Source organism: Hymenobacter sp. 5516J-16, assembly GCF_022919335.1.
GTDB lineage: Bacteria > Bacteroidota > Bacteroidia > Cytophagales > Hymenobacteraceae > Hymenobacter > Hymenobacter sublimis.
Genome location: NZ_CP095058.1, coordinates 1329199 through 1347558, shown reverse-complemented (window position 1 = coordinate 1347558; position 18360 = coordinate 1329199). Strand labels below are relative to the sequence as shown.

The 18360-nt window shown below is 58.7% G+C and carries 19 protein-coding genes; 12 read left to right on the top strand and 7 right to left on the bottom strand.

The features are described 5' to 3' along the window. Genes MUN84_RS06580 through MUN84_RS06570 form a run of 3 tightly spaced genes read left to right on the top strand, consistent with a single transcriptional unit; the run spans position 1 to position 1717 of the window. Positions 1–441, top strand: coding sequence for a response regulator (locus MUN84_RS06580; protein WP_244697158.1), 441 nt, complete (start codon positions 1–3; stop codon positions 439–441). Between the two features lie 26 nt (positions 442–467). Beyond that, positions 468–1415 (top strand): response regulator, encoded by a 948-nt coding sequence (locus tag MUN84_RS06575; RefSeq protein WP_244697157.1) that lies wholly within the window; start codon positions 468–470, stop codon positions 1413–1415. Then, entirely contained in the window at positions 1376–1717 is a 342-nt protein-coding gene (locus MUN84_RS06570; RefSeq protein ID WP_244697156.1) for a sensor histidine kinase, read from the top strand. Before MUN84_RS06575 ends, MUN84_RS06570 begins: the two co-directional genes overlap by 40 nt. Before the next feature lie 137 nt (positions 1718–1854). Here the strand turns inward: MUN84_RS06570 and serS are convergent, their stop codons facing one another. Then, on the bottom strand, positions 1855–3129 hold the full coding sequence (gene serS, locus MUN84_RS06565; protein WP_244697155.1) for a serine--tRNA ligase: 1275 nt from the start codon (positions 3127–3129) through the stop codon (positions 1855–1857). 485 nt (positions 3130–3614) lie between these two features. Here serS and rho point away from each other — a divergent pair, with 485 nt between their 5' ends. Then, positions 3615–5882: a transcription termination factor Rho gene (gene rho, locus MUN84_RS06560; RefSeq protein WP_244697154.1), complete on the top strand. Its 2268-nt coding sequence runs from the start codon at positions 3615–3617 to the stop codon at positions 5880–5882. Between the two features lie 84 nt (positions 5883–5966). On the opposite strand, the gene MUN84_RS06555 is transcribed toward rho, so the two are convergent. Beyond that, the gene (locus MUN84_RS06555; RefSeq protein WP_244697153.1) at positions 5967–6554 is read right to left on the bottom strand and encodes a T9SS type A sorting domain-containing protein; all 588 of its coding nucleotides are present in this window, start codon (positions 6552–6554) and stop codon (positions 5967–5969) included. A 1031-nt stretch (positions 6555–7585) separates the two neighbouring features. Here MUN84_RS06555 and MUN84_RS06550 point away from each other — a divergent pair. Next, positions 7586–8248: a DsbA family protein gene (locus tag MUN84_RS06550; RefSeq protein ID WP_244697152.1), complete on the top strand. Its 663-nt coding sequence runs from the start codon at positions 7586–7588 to the stop codon at positions 8246–8248. Between the two features lie 60 nt (positions 8249–8308). On the opposite strand, the gene MUN84_RS06545 is transcribed toward MUN84_RS06550, so the two are convergent. The 5 genes from MUN84_RS06545 to MUN84_RS06525 all read right to left on the bottom strand — a co-directional run bounded on the left by MUN84_RS06545 (position 8309) and on the right by MUN84_RS06525 (position 11257). Next, positions 8309–8938: a hypothetical protein gene (locus MUN84_RS06545; protein ID WP_244697151.1), complete on the bottom strand. Its 630-nt coding sequence runs from the start codon at positions 8936–8938 to the stop codon at positions 8309–8311. Between the two features lie 77 nt (positions 8939–9015). Then, positions 9016–9630, bottom strand: a complete 615-nt coding sequence (locus tag MUN84_RS06540) for a UbiA family prenyltransferase (protein ID WP_244697150.1) — start codon at positions 9628–9630, stop codon at positions 9016–9018. Continuing rightward, the gene (locus MUN84_RS06535; RefSeq protein ID WP_244697149.1) at positions 9630–9887 is read right to left on the bottom strand and encodes a hypothetical protein; all 258 of its coding nucleotides are present in this window, start codon (positions 9885–9887) and stop codon (positions 9630–9632) included. Before MUN84_RS06535 ends, MUN84_RS06540 begins: the two co-directional genes overlap by 1 nt. Positions 9888–9971: 84 nt before the next feature. Continuing rightward, positions 9972–10766: a class I SAM-dependent methyltransferase gene (locus MUN84_RS06530; protein ID WP_244697148.1), complete on the bottom strand. Its 795-nt coding sequence runs from the start codon at positions 10764–10766 to the stop codon at positions 9972–9974. A gap of 56 nt (positions 10767–10822) precedes the next feature. After that, a complete protein-coding gene (locus MUN84_RS06525) occupies positions 10823–11257 on the bottom strand; it encodes a hypothetical protein (RefSeq protein WP_244697147.1) in 435 nt (144 codons plus the stop codon). 508 nt (positions 11258–11765) lie between these two features. Here MUN84_RS06525 and MUN84_RS06520 point away from each other — a divergent pair. The 7 genes from MUN84_RS06520 to MUN84_RS06490 all read left to right on the top strand — a co-directional run bounded on the left by MUN84_RS06520 (position 11766) and on the right by MUN84_RS06490 (position 18342). Continuing rightward, a complete protein-coding gene (locus tag MUN84_RS06520) occupies positions 11766–12407 on the top strand; it encodes a hypothetical protein (protein ID WP_244697146.1) in 642 nt (213 codons plus the stop codon). A 61-nt stretch (positions 12408–12468) separates the two neighbouring features. Further along, on the top strand, positions 12469–12765 hold the full coding sequence (locus MUN84_RS06515; protein WP_244697145.1) for a winged helix-turn-helix domain-containing protein: 297 nt from the start codon (positions 12469–12471) through the stop codon (positions 12763–12765). Between the two features lie 52 nt (positions 12766–12817). After that, a complete protein-coding gene (locus MUN84_RS06510) occupies positions 12818–14437 on the top strand; it encodes a DUF4173 domain-containing protein (RefSeq protein ID WP_244697144.1) in 1620 nt (539 codons plus the stop codon). 229 nt (positions 14438–14666) lie between these two features. Further along, positions 14667–14912, top strand: coding sequence for a hypothetical protein (locus MUN84_RS06505; protein WP_244697143.1), 246 nt, complete (start codon positions 14667–14669; stop codon positions 14910–14912). An 82-nt stretch (positions 14913–14994) separates the two neighbouring features. Continuing rightward, complete coding sequence (locus tag MUN84_RS06500; RefSeq protein WP_244697142.1) at positions 14995–15393, top strand: hypothetical protein; 399 nt, start codon at positions 14995–14997, stop codon at positions 15391–15393. A 230-nt stretch (positions 15394–15623) separates the two neighbouring features. Next, complete coding sequence (locus tag MUN84_RS06495) at positions 15624–15782, top strand: hypothetical protein (protein WP_244697141.1); 159 nt, start codon at positions 15624–15626, stop codon at positions 15780–15782. A 181-nt stretch (positions 15783–15963) separates the two neighbouring features. After that, a complete protein-coding gene (locus MUN84_RS06490; RefSeq protein ID WP_244697140.1) occupies positions 15964–18342 on the top strand; it encodes a transglycosylase domain-containing protein in 2379 nt (792 codons plus the stop codon). Positions 18343–18360 lie beyond the last annotated feature (18 nt).

Here is an 18360-nt window from a genome sequence, read left to right as displayed (position 1 = left end):
TTGAACACAACTGCTATAAAGCCTATTCTGATTGTAGAAGACAGCGCCGAAGACTTTACGGCGCTGGGCCGGGCTTTCCGTAAGCATGCGCTCCAAAACCCAGTGCTCCGGTGCGAAGACGGCGAACAGGCCCTGGACTACCTGCAGGGCCAGGGCCGCAAAATTGGCTGGCCGCAAACCCTACCGGCCATCATCCTGCTCGACCTGAACATGCCCGGCCTGGACGGGCGCGACGTGCTGGGCGCCATCAAAGGTGACCCTTCCCTGCATTCTATTCCGGTGGTCATATTCACCACTTCCGCCAACGCCAAGGACGTGGCTACCTGCTACCAGCTCGGGGCCAACAGCTACCTGACCAAGCCGCTGGCTTACGCGGAGCTGGAAGAGAAGGTCCGCCTGATTGTGCATTATTGGCTGGAAGCCTCTGAATTGCCCGCTTAGCCCGCCGCCCCGTTGCCTATTACCGCGTGAAAAAAATCTTGCTGGTTGAAGACAGTGATACCGACCGGGCAGTGCTGCGCCGCTACCTAAGCCGGAACCCGGGCGAAACGCTGGAACTGCACGAAGCTACCACGGTGGCCGAGGCCGTAGTCGCGTTTCAGCGCTACCAACCCGACTGCGTGCTTATAGACTACAACCTGCCCGACGGTACGGGCCTGGAAGTGCTGGAGCAGTTCAAGCAACTAGTGCCCGTCGAGCGGCTGTGCGTGGTGATGATAACCGGCATTGACAGTGGAGAGCTGGCTGTTCAGGCCCTGAACAACGGCGCCCTCGATTACCTGATCAAACACCGGTTCGACCAGGACATGCTGTTAAAGGTGGTTCGTCACGCCATTGAACGCAACGAATGGCGGCAGCACCAGGCCCGCTACCACGCTGATCTGGAGCGCATAAATCAGGAGTTGCGCCAGTCATTGGCGGAGCTGACGGCAACCCGGCAGGAGCTGGCAGCCTCCAATGAAAGCCTGCGCACTGCCCACACCGAAGCGCAGACCCGCAACCGCGCCCTGGATACCGCCAACCGCCAGCTAGCCCGCACCAACCAAGACCTGGATAACTTTGTGTACGCGGCTTCCCATGACCTGAAGCAGCCCGTGCAGAACTTGCAAGGCCTGTTTGATGAGTTGTGCCGGGTAGTCGATTTCGAGGAAGGGGAAAGCCAGCTGTTGATAAGTATGACCAAGGCTTCCCTGCACGATTTGCTTACTACCATCGACGATTTGTCGGTGATTGTGCAGGATACTCGTCAGCCCTTATCGGCTACGCAGGAGGAGGTAGCGCTAGCCGAGCTAACCGACGACATCCAGCAAGCCCTGGCCCGCAGCTACGCACTACCGCAGCTCTCATCGACTATGACTTTCAGGCCCTGCCCACGGTGCATTACAACCGGGGTCATCTGCGCACTATTCTGCTAAACCTGCTCAGCAACGCCCTGCGCTACCGTCATCCGGACCGGCCTCCGCGGGTGCGGGTGCGTGGCTGGCGTGGCCCTACCGGCCAGGCTATGCTCTCCGTCGCCGATAACGGCCTGGGCATTGACCTGTCCCGGCACGGGGCCGATTTGTTTCAGCTGTTTCGTCGCTTCCACCCCGAAGCTGCCGAAGGAACCGGCGTCGGGCTGTTTCTCGTCAACCGCATTGTGGAAAGCAATGGGGGCGAGCTGCAGGTAGAAAGCACCGTGGGGGAGGGGTCTACCTTTCGGGTAACCCTGAACTAGGTGGTGGCTTCGTGTTGGCAAGTACTACGTAACCAATTCTATACAAAATACCAAGTGGGCTACAAGCTCTTTCTCTTGGAAAGAAACTCGTAGCCCACCTCGGTTTATCAGGTAGTCAGAACACTACCCAAGCAGCTCTACCCAATCTTGCTGAAGCCGCAGTAGGAGTGGAGCACTTCCGGCAGATGGATGCCATCTTCCTGCTGGTTATTTTCCAGCAAGGCGGCCACAATGCGCGGTAAGGCCAGGGCCGAACCGTTGAGCGTGTGCAGTAGCTGAGTTTTGCCGTTTTCAGTGCGGTAGCGCAGCTTCAGGCGGTTGGCCTGGTAGGTCTCGAAGTTCGAGCAGGAGGACACTTCCAGCCAGCGGCCCTGGGCCGCCGACCACACTTCCAGGTCGTAGGTGAGGGCGGAAGTAAAGCCCATGTCGCCGCCGCAGAGGCGCAGCACGCGGTAGGGCAGTTGTAGCTTCTGCAGCAGCCCCTCGATGTGAGCCAGCATTTCTTCCAGCTGGGTGTAGCTCTGCTCGGGCAGGGCCACTTGCACAATTTCTACCTTATCAAACTGGTGGAGGCGGTTGAGGCCGCGCACATCGGCGCCCCAGGAGCCAGCTTCGCGGCGGAAGCAGGGCGTGTAGCCGGCGTTACGAATCGGGAGTTTCTCTATCGGCACAATTTCGTCGCGGTAGAGGTTGGTGATGGGCACTTCGGCCGTCGGAATCAGAAACAGGTTGTCCTGGGCATCGTGGTACATCTGGCCTTCCTTGTCGGGGAGCTGGCCCGTACCGTAGCCCGAGGCCTCATTGACCAGCACCGGAGGCTGAATTTCCATATAGCCGGCATTGCGCGCCTCATCCAGGAAAAAGTTGATGAGGGCCCGCTGCAGCCGGGCACCCTGGTTTTTGTACACCGGAAATCCTGCCCCCGTAATCTTGACGCCCAGGTCAAAATCGATGATGTCGTACTTCTTAATCAGCTCCCAGTGGGGTTGGGCGCCGGCGGGCAGGGTAGGCTGCTGGCCTACTTCGCGCACTACCTCGTTGTCCTGGGCCGTGCGGCCTTCCGGTACGCTGCTGTGGGGTAGGTTCGGCAGCTTATAAAGCGTTTGCTGAAGGGCCAGTTCCACTTGGCTTAGCTCGTCGGCGTGGGCTTTGGTTTGCTGCTTCAGCTCGGCCGTGCGGGCTTTGAGGGTTTCCGCGCCGGCTTTGTCGCCGCTTTTCATCAGGCCCCCAATTTGGCGGGCTAGCTCGTTGGCTTCAGCCTGGGCTGAGTCGTGGGCCGTTTGCAGGTCTTTGCGGCGCTGGTCCAGGGTAAGAATGGCCTGCACATCGGCTTCGGCGGTTTTGTAATGTTTTTTGGCCAGGCCGGCCAGCACCGCATCGGTGTGCTCTTTCAGGACAGAAACTTGCAGCATAACAGCAGAAAACGCAGAATGGAATAAGACAAAAGTAAACGGCTTATTTAATAGATGCAGACGGCGGGCAAAAAATCCAGCTTTCCGGCCTGGCACCGCCCTTGCCGGGCAACCAGATTCGGGGAAAGGGAATGATAAGCGCCCCGAAAAAGTTAAGTGGTAATTGGCTGGCTGGGTGCATCCTTTTGGCCAGATTCCGCGTTAGCAATCCAAACTGCAAAATCTTCCCTTTGATTTGGCAGTTCCGGCACATTCCGCTAACATTGCAAGTAGTAGCCGGTGCTGGCTGCCGGGCTCGTTGGGTACTCTTCCCGCGCCCGGTCGGCAATTTTCTTCTGTGCTTCCCGGCCCACCCACGGTTTTCACTCCTCGCTTCTTTCTTGCGTTTGGCGCTGCGTCGCGGCTGCTATTTGTGCCCGGAATGCCCTGTGCTGTCTTTTTTGGTTTCCCGCCGCCCCGCCTGAATTTTTCGCTCAGCTTCTTATATGTACACTATTGACGAGTTGAAGGACCGGTTGTTGTCCGAACTAAAGGAAATTGCTGAAAAACTGAATGTTGGCAATTTTAAAAAACTCAGTAAGCAGGATCTGATTTACAAGATTCTAGATCAGCAAGCTATTACTCCTCCCGATAAGCTTCCCCAAAAAGTGAAAACGGCTACTGCCGCCGCTCCTGCGGAAGAGCCCGCCGCCGAGCCGGCTCCCGTTGCGCCGGAGGCGGCCCCAGCTGCCAAAGCCGCCCGGGCCCCGCGCGCCCCGCGCCCCGCCGCTGCTCCCCGCCGCGAGCCCGCTGCCCGCAGCAAAGCCGCCGTAGCACCTACCTCCACGCCTGCCGCGGAAGCTTCCGCCGATACTCCATCCGCTGCTCCCGCACCCGAGGAAGTTGCCACCCCTGCTAGCGCGCCGGTTAGTGCGCTAGAGCCGGCGCTGGCTGCCGCCGCTGTTGAAGCCCCCGCGGCCGAAGTAGCAACGGAAACGGCTCCTGCCTCCGAACGGCCCGTAAAACTGTATCAGCGCCCCGAGCGGCGCACCCGCACCGACCGCGCTGGCCGGCCCATCGTGGCTGCCGCCGCTGACGAAGTAGCTGTTGAAGCTACCCAACCTGACGCTCCGGCCGCCCAAGTAGCGGAAGCCGTGCCTACCCCGCTGGAAACCACGTCCCCAGTTCCGGCCCGTGAGACGCGTCCAACGGAACCTGCCGTTAACGGCCGCGAAGGCCGACCCGACCAGCCCCGGGTCTTCCGGGAAGGCCGCGAGTACCGTAACGATGCCCCCCGGGAAGGCCGTAATGACGCTCCTCGCGCTGATTTTCGCGCTGATGGAGTGGGCCGGCCCGAAAGTAATGGTCGCGGCGACCAGCCCCGCGAGCAGCGCAACGACGCCCCCCGGGCCGACTTCCGCCCCGACGGCCTCTCGCGCGACGGACGCCAAGATCAGCCCCGCATTGCGCGGGAAGGTGGCCGCCCCGATGCCCGCGAGCAGCGTGAACAGCGCCGCGAGGAGCGCTACGCCGCTCGGGAGCTGCAGCGCCAACAGCGCCAGGAGCAGCGCCAGTCGGAGCGGCAGGGCCAACCCGTTGGGGTGGCAGAACAGCCTCGCCCGGAGCGGACGGAGCAACGCCCGGCCCGGCCCGAGTTCGACATTGTGATTCCCGGCGAAGGCACGCTGGAAATGATGCCCGATGGTGGCTATGGTTTCCTGCGCAGCCCTTTCTACAACTACCTCGCTTCGCCCGATGATATTTACGTGGCTCCGCAGCAGGTAAAGCAGTTCGGTCTGAAAGCCGGCGATACGGTGAAATGCACCATTCGCCCGCCCCGCGAGGGCGAGAAGTACTTTGCCTTGGTAGGGGTAGAAGGCATCAACGGCCGCTCCGTGGAGGAGGCCCGCGACCGTATCCCGTTCAACAACCTGACCCCGTTGTTTGCTGAGGAGCGCCTAAAGCTGACCACTAAATCGGGCCAGTACAGCACCCGAATTCTGGACCTATTTGCCCCCATCGGCAAAGGCCAGCGCGGCCTGATTGTGGCTCAGCCCAAAACCGGCAAAACGGTGCTTCTCCAGGAAATTGCCAACTCCATCAGCGAAAACCACCCCGAGGTGTACCTGATGATTCTGCTGATTGACGAGCGCCCGGAAGAAGTAACGGACATGGCCCGCTCGGTGAAAGCCGAAGTGCTCAGCTCTACCTTCGATGAAACGGCCGACCGCCACGTGAAAATTGCCACCATTGCCATGGAAAAGGCCAAGCGCCTCGTGGAGTGTGGCCACGACGTGGTGATTCTGCTCGATTCTATTACCCGCCTGGCCCGCGCCTACAACACGGTGCAGCCAGCTTCCGGCAAAATCCTGTCGGGTGGTGTTGATGCTAACGCCCTGCACAAGCCCAAGCGCTTCTTCGGTGCGGCTCGTAACGTGGAAGATGGCGGCTCGCTGACCATTATTGCCACGGCCCTGATTGAAACCGGCTCGAAGATGGACGAGGTTATCTTTGAGGAATTCAAAGGTACCGGCAACATGGAATTGCAACTGGACCGCAAGCTGGCTAACAAGCGCATATTCCCTGCCATCGACGTACCCGCCTCTGGTACCCGCCGCGAGGACTTGCTCATGAGCAAGGACGAGCTGAACCGCATCTGGGTGCTGCGCAAGTTCATGTCGGATATGACGGCCTCCGAAGCTATGGAGTTCCTGAAGGACCGCATGAAAGGCACCCGCGACAACGACGAGTTCCTGATGGCCATGAACGGCTAACCAGAAGTAGTATAGCCAGAAAAAAGGGCCGTTCCGCAGCTGCGGAACGGCCCTTTTTTGTTTTATGCGAACCCGCGCCTTGGGCTACTTCCGCACGAAGCGCTGCACGTTGCGCTGGGTGCCAATGGTGGTTTCCAGGAAGTACAAGCCGGCGGGTACCTGCTCAATATGAATGGTGGAGCCGCCCTGGGCTTCGCCGGTAGCTACTGTTTTGCCCGCGGCAGAATACACGCGGTACTTAACCAGACTGGTAGCCTCGGGCAGCGTGATAGTACCCAGGCTGGGGTTAGGATAAACGGAAGCTGTACTGGTCAGTTCCGACTCGCCTACGGTAGCCACAGGCGAGTAGGAATCAGTGCCCTCCACATCAACCTGACGGAGGCGGTAGTACGCCTGCCCAGGCAGGGGAGCAAGATCCGTGAACTTATAAGTGGCCCCTTTGCTAGTAGTGCCGTTACCCGCTACCCGCCCGATGGTGGAAAAGCTTTTGCTGTCCTGACTGCGCTGCACTTCAAAGTAAGCGTTGTTCTTCTCCAGCGAAGTAGCCCAATTCAGCAGCACATTCTGCCCCTGGCGGGTAGCATTAAAGTCAATGAGAGTAACGGGTAAAGGAGCTGGGCTAGTTACAATTACATCATCTATTAGCAAGGCTGATTTGAAATTAGCCTTCATGGTGATACGAATTGTGGCAGTAGTAATGCCAGCTGGCAGAGTCAACCTAACGGTGCTAATTCCTGTGCCATTTCCACCAAAAGCACTGCTAGCCAAATTGCCAGATCCTGGTGCTCTAGCAGTTATTACATTAGGATATGTAGTTTGGGCGATACCAGAAGCACCAAAATCCCAGAAAGCAGCTTGGTTTCTGTTGGTAGCACTAGGTCCTGTTACCGTAATATAATCAGTGAATGTATTGCCATTTAGATTAGTCGCTAAGCTCAGAGTAACTCTTCCCTGATCAATGGGGTCGCCACCATCAACTATACCATTTCCATTACCATCAGAAAATGCAGCGACACGGAACTGGATTGTGCTGCTAAGGGAACTGGAAAACTTAACAGGCGCAAAGTCTAGCTGAGAAATACCGTTTCCAATACCTTGTCCACTAGTATTATACAAAACGAATCCAGTAACGTTACTTACATAGTTATTGGGGTACGTAGCACCATTACCTGCACTTGGCAACGCGTTAGAGCCACTAATGGATGAAGCATTGCCAGTCCGTGTCGAGCCTACGATGCCTGTATTACCCAAATCAGTTTTTAAGTAAGTCAAGTTGGAACCTGATGTTTCAAAATTCTGCATGGTAGTGTATTGTGCCCAACCTGCAGCAGGACTTAACCCAATTAGCATGAGGCCAAAGGCTACGCGTTTCAAGACGGGAATCTTTATCTGGGAGAAGCAGGTAGCTAAGCTCATCGGTACAAGTAGTAGAGAAATGAGGGGGAGATAGATGGATTTGGGCTGAAATATAAGGTATTACCACCTGAGAATAGAAGCTGTGCTAGATTAATATACTTTCTACCATCTTATATATCAGTCATTTGTACTGTTGGGCTCCCATGGTGAATCCCATATTGATAAGTTAAAATATGTATTTATTAGTAAAAAATATAACTAAAAGGTCTATATATTCTTCCCTGATTTCTGCCGGGTAGTCGTCAAGAAGTTGCGTTATCATGGATAACAACGGTTCTTTGCAGCTTATGGAACAGCAACACCCCGACGACCTGCCCGAACTCCTGTATATCTCGGACCCTTTGTGTGGTTGGTGCTACGGCATGAGCCCCGTGATTCAGCGGGTGCAGCAGGAATTTGCTGGGCGCGTGGAGGTGTCGGTGCTGTGCGGCGGCATGGTAACGGGCGAGCAGGTAGGGCCCATCCGGGAAGACTGGCCCTACATTGCTGGGGCGCTAGAACAGGTAGAACGGGTGACGGGTGTGCAGTTTGGCGCCGCGTTTCGGGCGCTGGGGCAGGAGGGTAGCCACGTGCAGGACTCGGAGCCGCCGTGCCGGGCCATTCACGCGTTTCGGCAGTTGCGGCAGGAGCAGGCGGCGCAGTTTGCTCACGCCGTACAGCGCGCCTACTTCCACGATGGCGCCGACCTGAACGACCTGACAACCTACGAGCCTCTGGCCGCGGCCCACGGCCTTGACCCCGCCGAGTTTCGACAACAGCTCACCCGGCCCGAAATCATTCGGGGCACGCAGCTGGAGTTTGCTGCAGTAAGCAAAATCGGTGTGCAAGGCTTCCCAACAACCATTTTGCGGGTAGGCAGCCAGGGCTACGTGTTGGCTCGTGGGTTCCAACCCTATGAGAGCTTCCGCACCGATCTGGAAGCAGCTCTGCAGCAGGCCGACGGAAACTAACTTGCACTATTTATTGCAGCACAAAAAAGCCGAAACAGTAGTGTTTCGGCTTTTTCGGGGTTAAGGCAGGCGTACAACCTGTTTGCGCAGCGGCGACCAGGCAATGACGTGGCGGTCTTCCTTGCCTACCGTATATTCAAATGCAACGGACTCGGGGCGCCGACGCAGGTCGGCCCAGGCGGCTTGGTCGAGGCCGGGAACGGCGGCCGTATCGGTGGGGTAGGTGGCAGCGGAAGCAACGGCTGGCCGGCGGAAGTTTTTGGCGGCGAAAAACTCCTGCACCCGGCGGCGCACGTAGGCTTCCCGCTCGGCTTGGGTGGCCGTGGGTCCTTGCATCTCATATACCATCATGGCCTCCAAATCGGGGGCGGAAAGAACCTCCCGGAAAATCACTTGCCCGCCAGCCGTAGTAATGGTAAATGTGGCCTCCCCGGTGAGCACCGAAGCACCGCGCAGCACCAGTGAAAATGCATCAGGAGCGCCAGGGGCCGAAAATAGGTGGCGGGCCTTGGCCGTGAGCAGCGTATCGGCCTGGGCATCAATGGGGGCCGGGCGGGCCGTATCCATCGGTTCAGGGCCGGCCGCCTCGGAACCAGACGACGCAGCAGTAGTCGAGGTAGCCGACTCAGAAGAAGGAGAGGAGCAGCCTACTACGAATAGGAGCGGGGAAAACCACAAGAAGGCGCGCATGGCAAGGAGAATATAGAGGAAGCAAGATGCTGTACGCAAGCTGAGCAGGTGGTGTTTGCTGGCGTGCCCCGGAGTTGCTACCAGAACAGCATCAGCAAAAAGGCCGCGCTCAGGCACAACGACGATACCTGGTTCATGCGCATGGTATGGTCGAAATCAGCCGCCGACTCCTGGCGCCACACGGCGCGGGCCCACCGCAGAAACAGCACCACTACAGGCCCAGTAGCTACCAGAAAAACGAGAACGTGGCGTGCTTCGTCCCGCCAGAGGTAGGCGGCCACAAGCACTGCCGCTCCCGTGGCCAGGGCCAGGCCAGCGAATACAAACGTGCCCCGCAGGCCCAGCCGCAAACTCAGGGTCCGGTCGCCCCGGCGAGCGTCTTCCGCGTGCTGGTACACTTGGGTCAGGGGGTAGGAGCCGCACAGAAATAAGGTGCTTACCAGGGCCAGCACCAGGTTTTCGGGAGCTAGCAATTGAGCGGCCGAGGCGCCCACGCCGACTTGCGTCATCAGAAAGGTGTAGGCTCCCTGAAAAACCACCACTACCGCCGTACTTAGCAGCGGGTACTTTTTCAACCGGATTCCCTCGTAGCTGTACGCTTTCGATACCAGCAGGTACACGGCCACTAAACTCGCAAACGCTGGGCTCAGCAGCAAACCTCCCGCCACGGCCAGGGCATCAAACAGCCACACTAGGTGCAGCAGTTCCCGCGTGACTTTCGGGGCTGCCGCAGTCCGCCAATACTACCCTCGTCCTGGTCGTAGTAGCTGTTGTAGCCGTTCGAAGCGGGGTAGGCCAGCAGGTGCAGCACCACAAATACGCCCACTGCCCGCGCTACGCTGAAGCCAGGAGGCAAGGCACTCAGGCCAAACCAGAAAACGGGCATCAGGTACACTGAAAACGGGATGCGCAGCAGGGGCAGAGCGCGGCGGTAAGCGGCAAAGGGCATAGGGTAGGCGGGCAGGGCAGCTTCGGGGAGAGGAAGATGGCCCGGCGCAACTGTGCACCAACCGGGCGAGCCGCAAGCTACGGGTTAGCCCTCAGTTTCGGCGGGTACGCCTATCAGGTACGTGACCTCCGGGCCCCACCAGTGCCGCACTACCCCTGCTTGCCACCGATATGCTCCGGCTGCATCGGCGCGGTGGGCCAGGGCCAGAAGCTGGGCCGGCGGGTACATACGCAAAATTGAAACGCAGCCGTCCCAGATAGTGAACAGCGGAATTAGGGGTAGTACGTAGGTGAAAAAAAGCCGGCTGAGGCGGAAAGGCCGCATGAAGGGCGTGATAAGCAGCTGTGCTACTGGCAGCACGGTGCAGGCCAGCAGAATTTCCGCCCAATGTTTGCCAGCTCCCTCAAACACCCCAATGCCCGCGCGCTGCCGCACGGCATCGGCCAGAATGGCCTCGGCGGCAGCGGGAGGAAAGTGATGGAAGGCCGAAAAGATGGTGCGGAACCCAGTTAAGGCCGGGGCTACAGCCGTGGCATCGACCGGGGCTAGCTCATAGCGCAGACCAGGCGTTTGGGCTTGTAACGTCTGCCAGGCGAGGGGCTGCGGGTAGAGGTCGGTGAGCGTAACGGTGGCAGTGGGTAGGCCCGTCGTCTGCAACTGGCGCAGCAGCGGGGCGGTGCCGCCGCCTGCCCCCGCCCCCAACTCCAGCAGCTGGGTTTGCCGAGTGTGGCGCAGGGCTTGCTGAAGCAGGGGTACGATGGGCTGGTAAGTACCCAGGGCCGTAATCATGTAGCGCAGGTAGTCCATCATCCCGGCCCGAATAACCTGCGGAAACCAGGGTAAATCTTCAAACTCAAACAACTGGAGGCGGAGCTTCATGGGCATAGCCTACGCGAAGCCGCCGGTTTTGGCTGTGCCTCCTCCCGTCGGGTGGTTTAGTCGCAGGCAGAAGTGCGCCCCGTGTTGTTCTGCTGGCTAGGGCTGTAGAGCCACAGTACGGTAAGCATGGCCGCGGCCCAGTACGGCAGAGACATGTTCAGCAGGTCGGTCATGGAGTCAATGGGTAGCAGTACCTCCAGCAGCTGATTGGCCAGCAGAAAAAACAGCGTAACGCCCCCCAAGGCCAAGGAACGCCGCGACAAGCCCACCCGCAGCCGACACATGGCGCTAAAAAACGGAATGACCAGCGGGACAATGGCTAGCGAAACCAAGGCCGCCACCAGCCCGCTCATTAAGGCAATGGGGTAATCGTCGATGCGGTCGAGGGAAAAGTCTAGCAGCAGCCACAGCGTGCCGCCAATGTTAGCCAGGGCCCAAAGAATAAAAGTGCGCGTGATAGTAGAGTGGCCGGCAGCAGAAAGTAAGACCATAAGGCAAGCGAATAAAAAGAAAACAGGGCCCACGCAGTGGAAACGGGCAAGAAGACGAATACTCCGTAACAAGAGCACAGTTCAGAATACGCCGCTACTGGTGTATTGGATTGTATAAATCCAGTTTTTTATTGGGAATGGCGTATTCTCAAAATGGGTCAGCATTCGGCTGCCTATCCGCACTTGTTCAGTTCTCCTTTCTCAGAATAGGGCAACTGGCTACCTTCTCAACTGCGGCCCCTACGGCCGGATGCGTATTCAGCAACCAGCGCGTTGCCTCAAATTCGCACGAAAGTCCCATTATCTAGCCCGGCAGGGCGGTGTTGAGTAGCCATCTAAGATAGTACAGGGTTAACTTGCCCTATATTCTAAATTTTGCAATGCGTAGCAGCGCTAGCTGCAGTGAGTTTTGCAGGGGGCAAGTGACCAGCGCCGAAAAATAGTTGGTAAGAAATGTAGGAAGTTCGGACAAACCTGTCTTGCTTTGTAGCGCAAAGTTCTTTAGAATATGTCGAAGCCTGCCACAGACCCGCTGGTTCAACTCACCGAGATTCGCGCCATTATGGAGCGGTCCTCGCGCTTTATCTCGCTTAGTGGCCTTTCTGGGGTAGGGGCGGGGGTAGTAGCACTGGTCGGTGCGGCCGTTGGGCACTGGTATCTGCAGCAGCGCTACCCTAACGCGGGCTACTTGCGGTTGCTGCAAAGCACCCCCGAGGAGCGGCGACTCGTGCTACCCTACTTGCTGCTGCTGGCCGTGGGCATCATTGGGGTGGCGCTGGCCGTAGCCATGTTTTTCACGGTTCGCCGCGCCCGCCGGGCCGGACAGCCTCTCTGGAGTGCCCTGGGTCGGCGGCTGGCCCTGAGCCTGATGATTCCGTTGGTGGCCGGCGGCTTGTTTTGCTTAGCCTTGTTTGTGGAGGGCGCCGTGGGGATGGTGGTACCGGGGCTGCTGCTGTTCTACGGCCTGGCTTTACTCAACGCCAGCAAGTATACCCTCGATGAAATTCGGTGGCTGGGCCTCACGGAAATAGGGCTGGGTTTAGTTCTTGTGTTGATCCCTGGCCTGGGGTTGGCGTTCTTTGCCCTCGGTTTCGGGCTGGGTCACATCGGTTACGGCCTGCTGATGTACAACCGCTACGAGCGAAGCTAGTCCGCTTCTGCTCTTGCCGGGGCCGGGGTAGCCGCCCCAGCTTTCTGCTTCTTCTGCTTCTGTGAAACACCTCATCCACACCCTCAATAAAGCATTCGACAACCGAGTCCGGTTGGGCGTGATGGCCGTGCTGATGGCCAATGAGTCGGTGAGCTTCAATGAGTTGAAAGATGCCCTGGACCTAACCGACGGTAACCTCGCCAGCCACGTAGCGGCGCTTGAAAAGGCGGGTTACGTGCAGGTTAGCAAGCAGTTCGTGGGCAAGAAGCCTAACACGACCTACGCAGCCTCCACAGAAGGCAAAAGTGCCTTTCAGGAACACTTAGTGGCGCTAGAAAAACTGCTGCGCGGGGCGTAGGCTTTTTTTTGTCCGTAAACTTTGAAACACAAAGTACTTTAAAATAAAAGCTATGACATCCTTTTCTGTTTCTGCACCTGCGGCGGCAGCTCCGGTTACGCGCCGGGCAGCCCTGCCGCTCACCAGCCTCCAGAAAGTGCTGCTCCCGCTCGGGGCCGTGCTGTTCGATGTTCTGTTCTGGAACCAGGAAGTGGGGCTGAATCTGAGCGTGTACACGCTGTTCGTGGTTGGGGCTACCCTGGCGGGGCTCCCGCGCCGTGCCGCCGCGTGGCGCTCCGGCTATTTCCGATTGATGCTGGGAGGAACCCTGGTCAGCGTGGGCTGCGTGCTGCTGCTTGGCTCCGGCGCCGCCAAGCTGGCCTGCGTTGCTTCCCTGCTCTTGCTGCTGGGCTACGTGAACCAGCCCCACCTAAAGCTACTAGCGTTTGCCCTGCTCACGAGCCTAACCAGCGCCGCGCGGGTAGTGCCCGGGCTGCTGCCCTACTTGCGCCTGCCCAGCGGGGGCGCAGGACGCTGGAGCCGCACCCGTTTCTACGGGCGGCTGTTGCTCATGCCGCTAGTGGTGCTGGGGGTGTTTCACCTGCTGTTCAGCATGGCCAACCCGCGCTATGCCGCGCTGGCTTCGGCGGCGTTTGCCACGGTAGGGGAGTGGCTGGCGGCCCTGCTACCGGCCATATCGGTGCCCCACCTAGTGTTTTTCCTGGTAGGAGTGGTGCTCACGGCGGGCGCGCTGGTACTGGTGCCGGTTCATTTCTTCCTGGATCGGGAGTCGCGCTTCGGGGAGTTTGTGCGACGGCAGCGCGACCGGGTGGCATCTTTTAGCGTGCGCAACCCCAATTTCCGGGCGCAAACTTTCCGCTCCCTTGATTTGCGCAAGGAGTACCTGGCAGCTCTGGCTGTGTTTGGGCTGGTGAATGTCCTGCTGCTGGTCGTTAACATCATTGACATTAACTGGATCTGGCTAGGCTTTACACCTTCGCCCGGCTTCGACCTGACCCAGTTTGTGCACGAGGGTACTTACGTGCTGATCCTGAGCATTTTGGTTGCTATGGGCATTGTGCTGTGGTTTTTCCGGCGCAACCTCAATTTCTACGCCCCTGGCTTGCGGGCCCTGCGCTGGGGCGCTACGGTGTGGGTGGTGCAGAACGCGGTGCTGGTGGTATCGGTGGGGCTGCGCAACTACTATTACATCACCTACACGGGCCTGGCGTATAAGCGCATTGGGGTGTATGGGTTTCTGCTCCTGACCTTGTTTGGGCTAGGCACGGTACTGCTCAAAATCTGGCAGCGCCGCTCGGCTTACTCTCTGGTGCGGCTGAATGCTCTGGCAGCCTACGCCCTGCTCCTGCTGCTGGCCCTGGGCAACTGGGAAATCTGGATGGTACGCTACAACCTAAGCCCGCGCTTCAAGGCCGTAGATCTAGGTTTTCTGCTGGAAATGCCCGAGCGGGTGCTGCCCGAGCTAGCGGCCCGCCAAAGCGTACTCAACGGCATGACCCGCATTGTCATTAGCTCACCCGGCAGCTACACTGAAGTTAATGCTACCCCCGCCGAAGCCCAGGAAGCTATTAAGGCCCGCGTTACAGGCTGGGTCCGCAACTACCCCGAATACCATAGCTGGCAGAGCTGGACCTACGCGGAAGCCGACGCTTACGAGCGGTTAAAACAATAAGCTCCTGGTACGGAAGGTGGGCCTGCGCGCCCACTGGCTTACCCGATAGTCAGGCATCCTATTTCTACCCGTCGGAATTACTACCCCGTCATTGCTAACCCTACTTCTTATTTCCTATTCCTTGATTTTCTGACTATCCGGCAGCCAGTGATGCCGGGGACTATAGCCCGGTCGGGTAGGTTCGCCTTCTTCTTCTCCTACCTCTTTCCCCTTCTCTCATATCTCTGTTATGAATCTTGCGCAAGTAAGTCTGACCCTGGCCGGTGTGCTGCTCTGTGCCGCTTGCATTGGAGCCCTAGCCCTGCTCCTGACCTGGCGGGAACGAGCCGCCACGGCGCCAGCACGGTGGCAGCGCTTTGTCACCGTGGTGCTGCCCGGATCGGCCCTGCTGCTGGGCCTCATGCTCTGGACCCTGCTACACGTGATGCTGCTGTGGGCACCCGGCACCACGGGTGTTGTAGCGGCGGTAAGGTAAACTACCGGCTAGCCAGCCGGCGTAATGCCCACGTATCATCTGAGTAATTCCTGCCGGGTTATTCGCCGGCGCAGATACCCCCATGGAAAATACACTAAACTCTAGCGAAGCAACTACTACGCAGCTAGGCCACTACCTCGCTATTCTGCAGCAACTCAAAGACACCATCACCATGCTGCTGATGAATTTCATGCTGTTTTTTGGGATTCTATTTTATGGTATAGCCGTGCCGGGCCTTGTGCTGTACGTCTTGCGCTGGCAGCTGGTGCGCGGTAAAAACAACTGGCAGAAGGCTGCGCTGCTATGGGGTTTGGGTGTAGTGCACGAACTACTGTGCGTGGTGCTATTCTGGTCAGTAGGAGCGGAGGATGATCTTTTCGAATGTGGTTCTTACCTAGCGTATGGCTACATGGCAGGGGTAGGAATAAGTCTGGCGGGGTTCCTAAATGCATTCAGCCACCGCCAACACGCTGAGCAATGAGTAGGGTTGGCCATCCAGAAGTCGTGCACCCTGCGGCTGCCCCAGCCACTACCTATGCCGGGCTGCTAGCTAGATTTATTGCCAACACCGTGCTGCCTGCCGTGTCACCGAAAGTATAGCTGTTGCTAGGCGTGGTGGCATTGAGCGCAGTAGGGCTTTATTATGAGCAGGAAGTGTTTCCTCATGTGCCACGCGCGGTATCTTTCCTTTGCCTGCTGCTGCCTTGGTTTGTGGCTGCCGCCGCTCGGCGCATTAGCCGGCGCGTAAGCGGGTTGCTCTGGCGTTTGTTTTGGCTGTTGCTTGGGGTAGGGAGCTACGTGCTGGGGGCGCTGTTGCTGCTACCGGGGCTGGCTGCCACCGTATGGTTGCTGGTTTCTCCGTTAGAATAAACGTGGGTCTGAAACGGGGCAGGCGTTGCCATATAATGTTGTAGAAATTACCGGGAAGATGGAGGCTGCATCCTAAAGCAGTAGCACAACGCGTGTTTCCTCGTGCCCGGCCGCCCTGAACTGGTATATTTGCGACTCCGTTGCTGGCTCGTCCGGCTTCGTTTGCTTCACTGCGCCCTGCATGTCTGCTCCTCAGTCGTCGAAAACAACTTCCCCAGCCCTGCCACCCCGCCGTTGGCCTAACATCCTTTCCCGCACGCTGTGGGGAATTTTTGTGCTGGGCGCGGGGACTTTCCTGCTCTACCCCATTCTGGTGAGCATGAACTTTCTGTTCCTGTTTGGTAAGTCGCCGAGCCTGGAGGAGCTGGAGAATCCCCGGGTAGAGCAGCCCTCCGAAGTGTACACCGCCGATGGCGTACACATAGGCCGCTACTTCCGCGAAAACCGCTCCCCGGTGCCCCTGAGCAAGATGTCGCCCTGGCTGATTAAGGCCCTGGTGACCACCGAGGACGTGCGCTACCAGGACCACTCCGGCATCGACCCCAAGGCCATTGCCCGGGCCGTGCTGGGCGCCGCTACCGGCGGCAGTGGGGGCGGGGGCTCTACCATTACCCAGCAGCTGGCCAAAAACCTCTACAAAACCCGCCGCAAGGAAAACACCGGCCTGCTGGGCCATTTGCCGCTGGTGGGCACCATCATCAGCAAAACCAAGGAGTGGCTGACAGCCGTGGAGCTGGAGCGCCGCTATACCAAGGATGAAATTCTGGCCCTGTACTTCAATACCGTCGAGTACGGCTCCCAGGCCTACGGCATCAAGGTAGCGGCCAAAACCTTCTACAGCACCTCCCCCGACAGCCTGACCATTGAGCAGGCTGCTACCCTGGTGGGCATGCTCAACAACCCCACGGCCTACAACCCCAAGTTTCACCCCGTAGCCTCCCGCAAGCGCCGCGACTTGGTACTCACGCGCATGGGCCAGGCTGGAGTGCTCACGCCGGAGCAGGTAAAGTCGGAGCAGGCCACGCCCATCGTGCTCCAATACCAGGTAGAAAAACACGTCGATGGGCCCGAAACGTACTTCCGCGGGGCTGTAAGCCAGTTCGTGAACGAGTGGTGCAAGAAGAACGGCTACGACATGTACCGCGACGGATTGCGCATCTATACCACCATCGACTCGCGCATGCAGGGCTACGCCGAGGAGGCGGTGCAAAAGAAGATGAAGACCCTGCAGCGCACCTTCGACAACTTCTGGCGCAACCGCGGCAAAGACCCCTGGGTAGACGAGGAAGGCAATGAGATTCCTAACTTCATCGAAACCCAGATGAAGCGTACCGAGCAGTACAAGGAGCTAGCCGCCCGTTACGAAGGCCGGCCTGACTTGCTCGACTCGGCCCTGCACCGCAAGCGCCCCATGAAGGTTTTCACCTGGAAGGGCGACGGGGATACTACCCTGGTCATGTCGCCGCTTGATTCGCTGGCTTACTACAAGCACTTCCTGCACGCGGGCATGATGACCATGGACCCGTTCACGGGCCAGATCAAGGCTTGGGTAGGCGGGCTTAACTACCGCTTCTTCCAGTACGACCACGTGCGCCAAGGCAAGCGCCAGGCCGGCTCTACCTTCAAGCCCTTCGTTTACCTTACGGCCCTCGACAACGGCTACTCGCCCTGCGACCGAATTCGGGATGAGCGGGTAACCATCAACTACGTGGAAAACGGTCAGCCCATGGAGTGGAAGCCCGACAACGTGACCCGCGAGTACACCGGCATGAACATGACCCTGCGCTACGCTATGGCCCGCTCGGTGAACTCCGTAACAGCTCAGCTCACGGAGAAAGTAGGCTGGGAAAACGTGGCTAAGTACGCCAACAAGGTCGGTATCCGGAGCAAGCTGCTGCCTGTACCCAGCATCGGTCTCGGCTCGGGCGGCGACGTAAGCGTGTACGAAATGGTGAATGCCTATAGCACCTTCGTCAACCAGGGCTTCCGCCCCGAGCCCATGCTGGTCACGCGCATCGAGGACCGCAACGGCAACGTCATTGTGCAGTTCGACCCCCAGCAGAAGCGCGTGATTCCGGCCGAAACCGCCTGGCTGATGACCTACATGTTGCGCGGCGGCATGGAGGAGCCCGGCGGCACCTCTCAGGCCCTCTGGGACTATGAGCTGTGGCGCAAAAACAACCAGATCGGGGGCAAAACTGGTACTACCAGCAACTACTCCGATGGCTGGTACATGGGCGTGACCAAGGACTTGGTAACGGGCGTGTGGGTAGGCGGCGAGGACCGGAGCATTCACTTCCTGAACTCCCAGCAGGGCGAAGGCGGCCGTACGGCCCTACCCATCTTCGGCACCTACATGGAAAAGCTCTACCAGGACCCCGAGCTGGACATCCGCATGGGCCCGTTCCCGCAGCCTACCGTCAAAATCAGCAAAAAGTACGTCTGTGTAACCGCCGAACCGCGCCGCCGCCGCGAGGCCGAATCCGTGGACACCATTGTGGTCGACAACCTGCTGGAAAACCTCAACAACGGCACCGTCCCCGTCCCGGACAGTTTGTAGAAAAGGATTGCCACTATA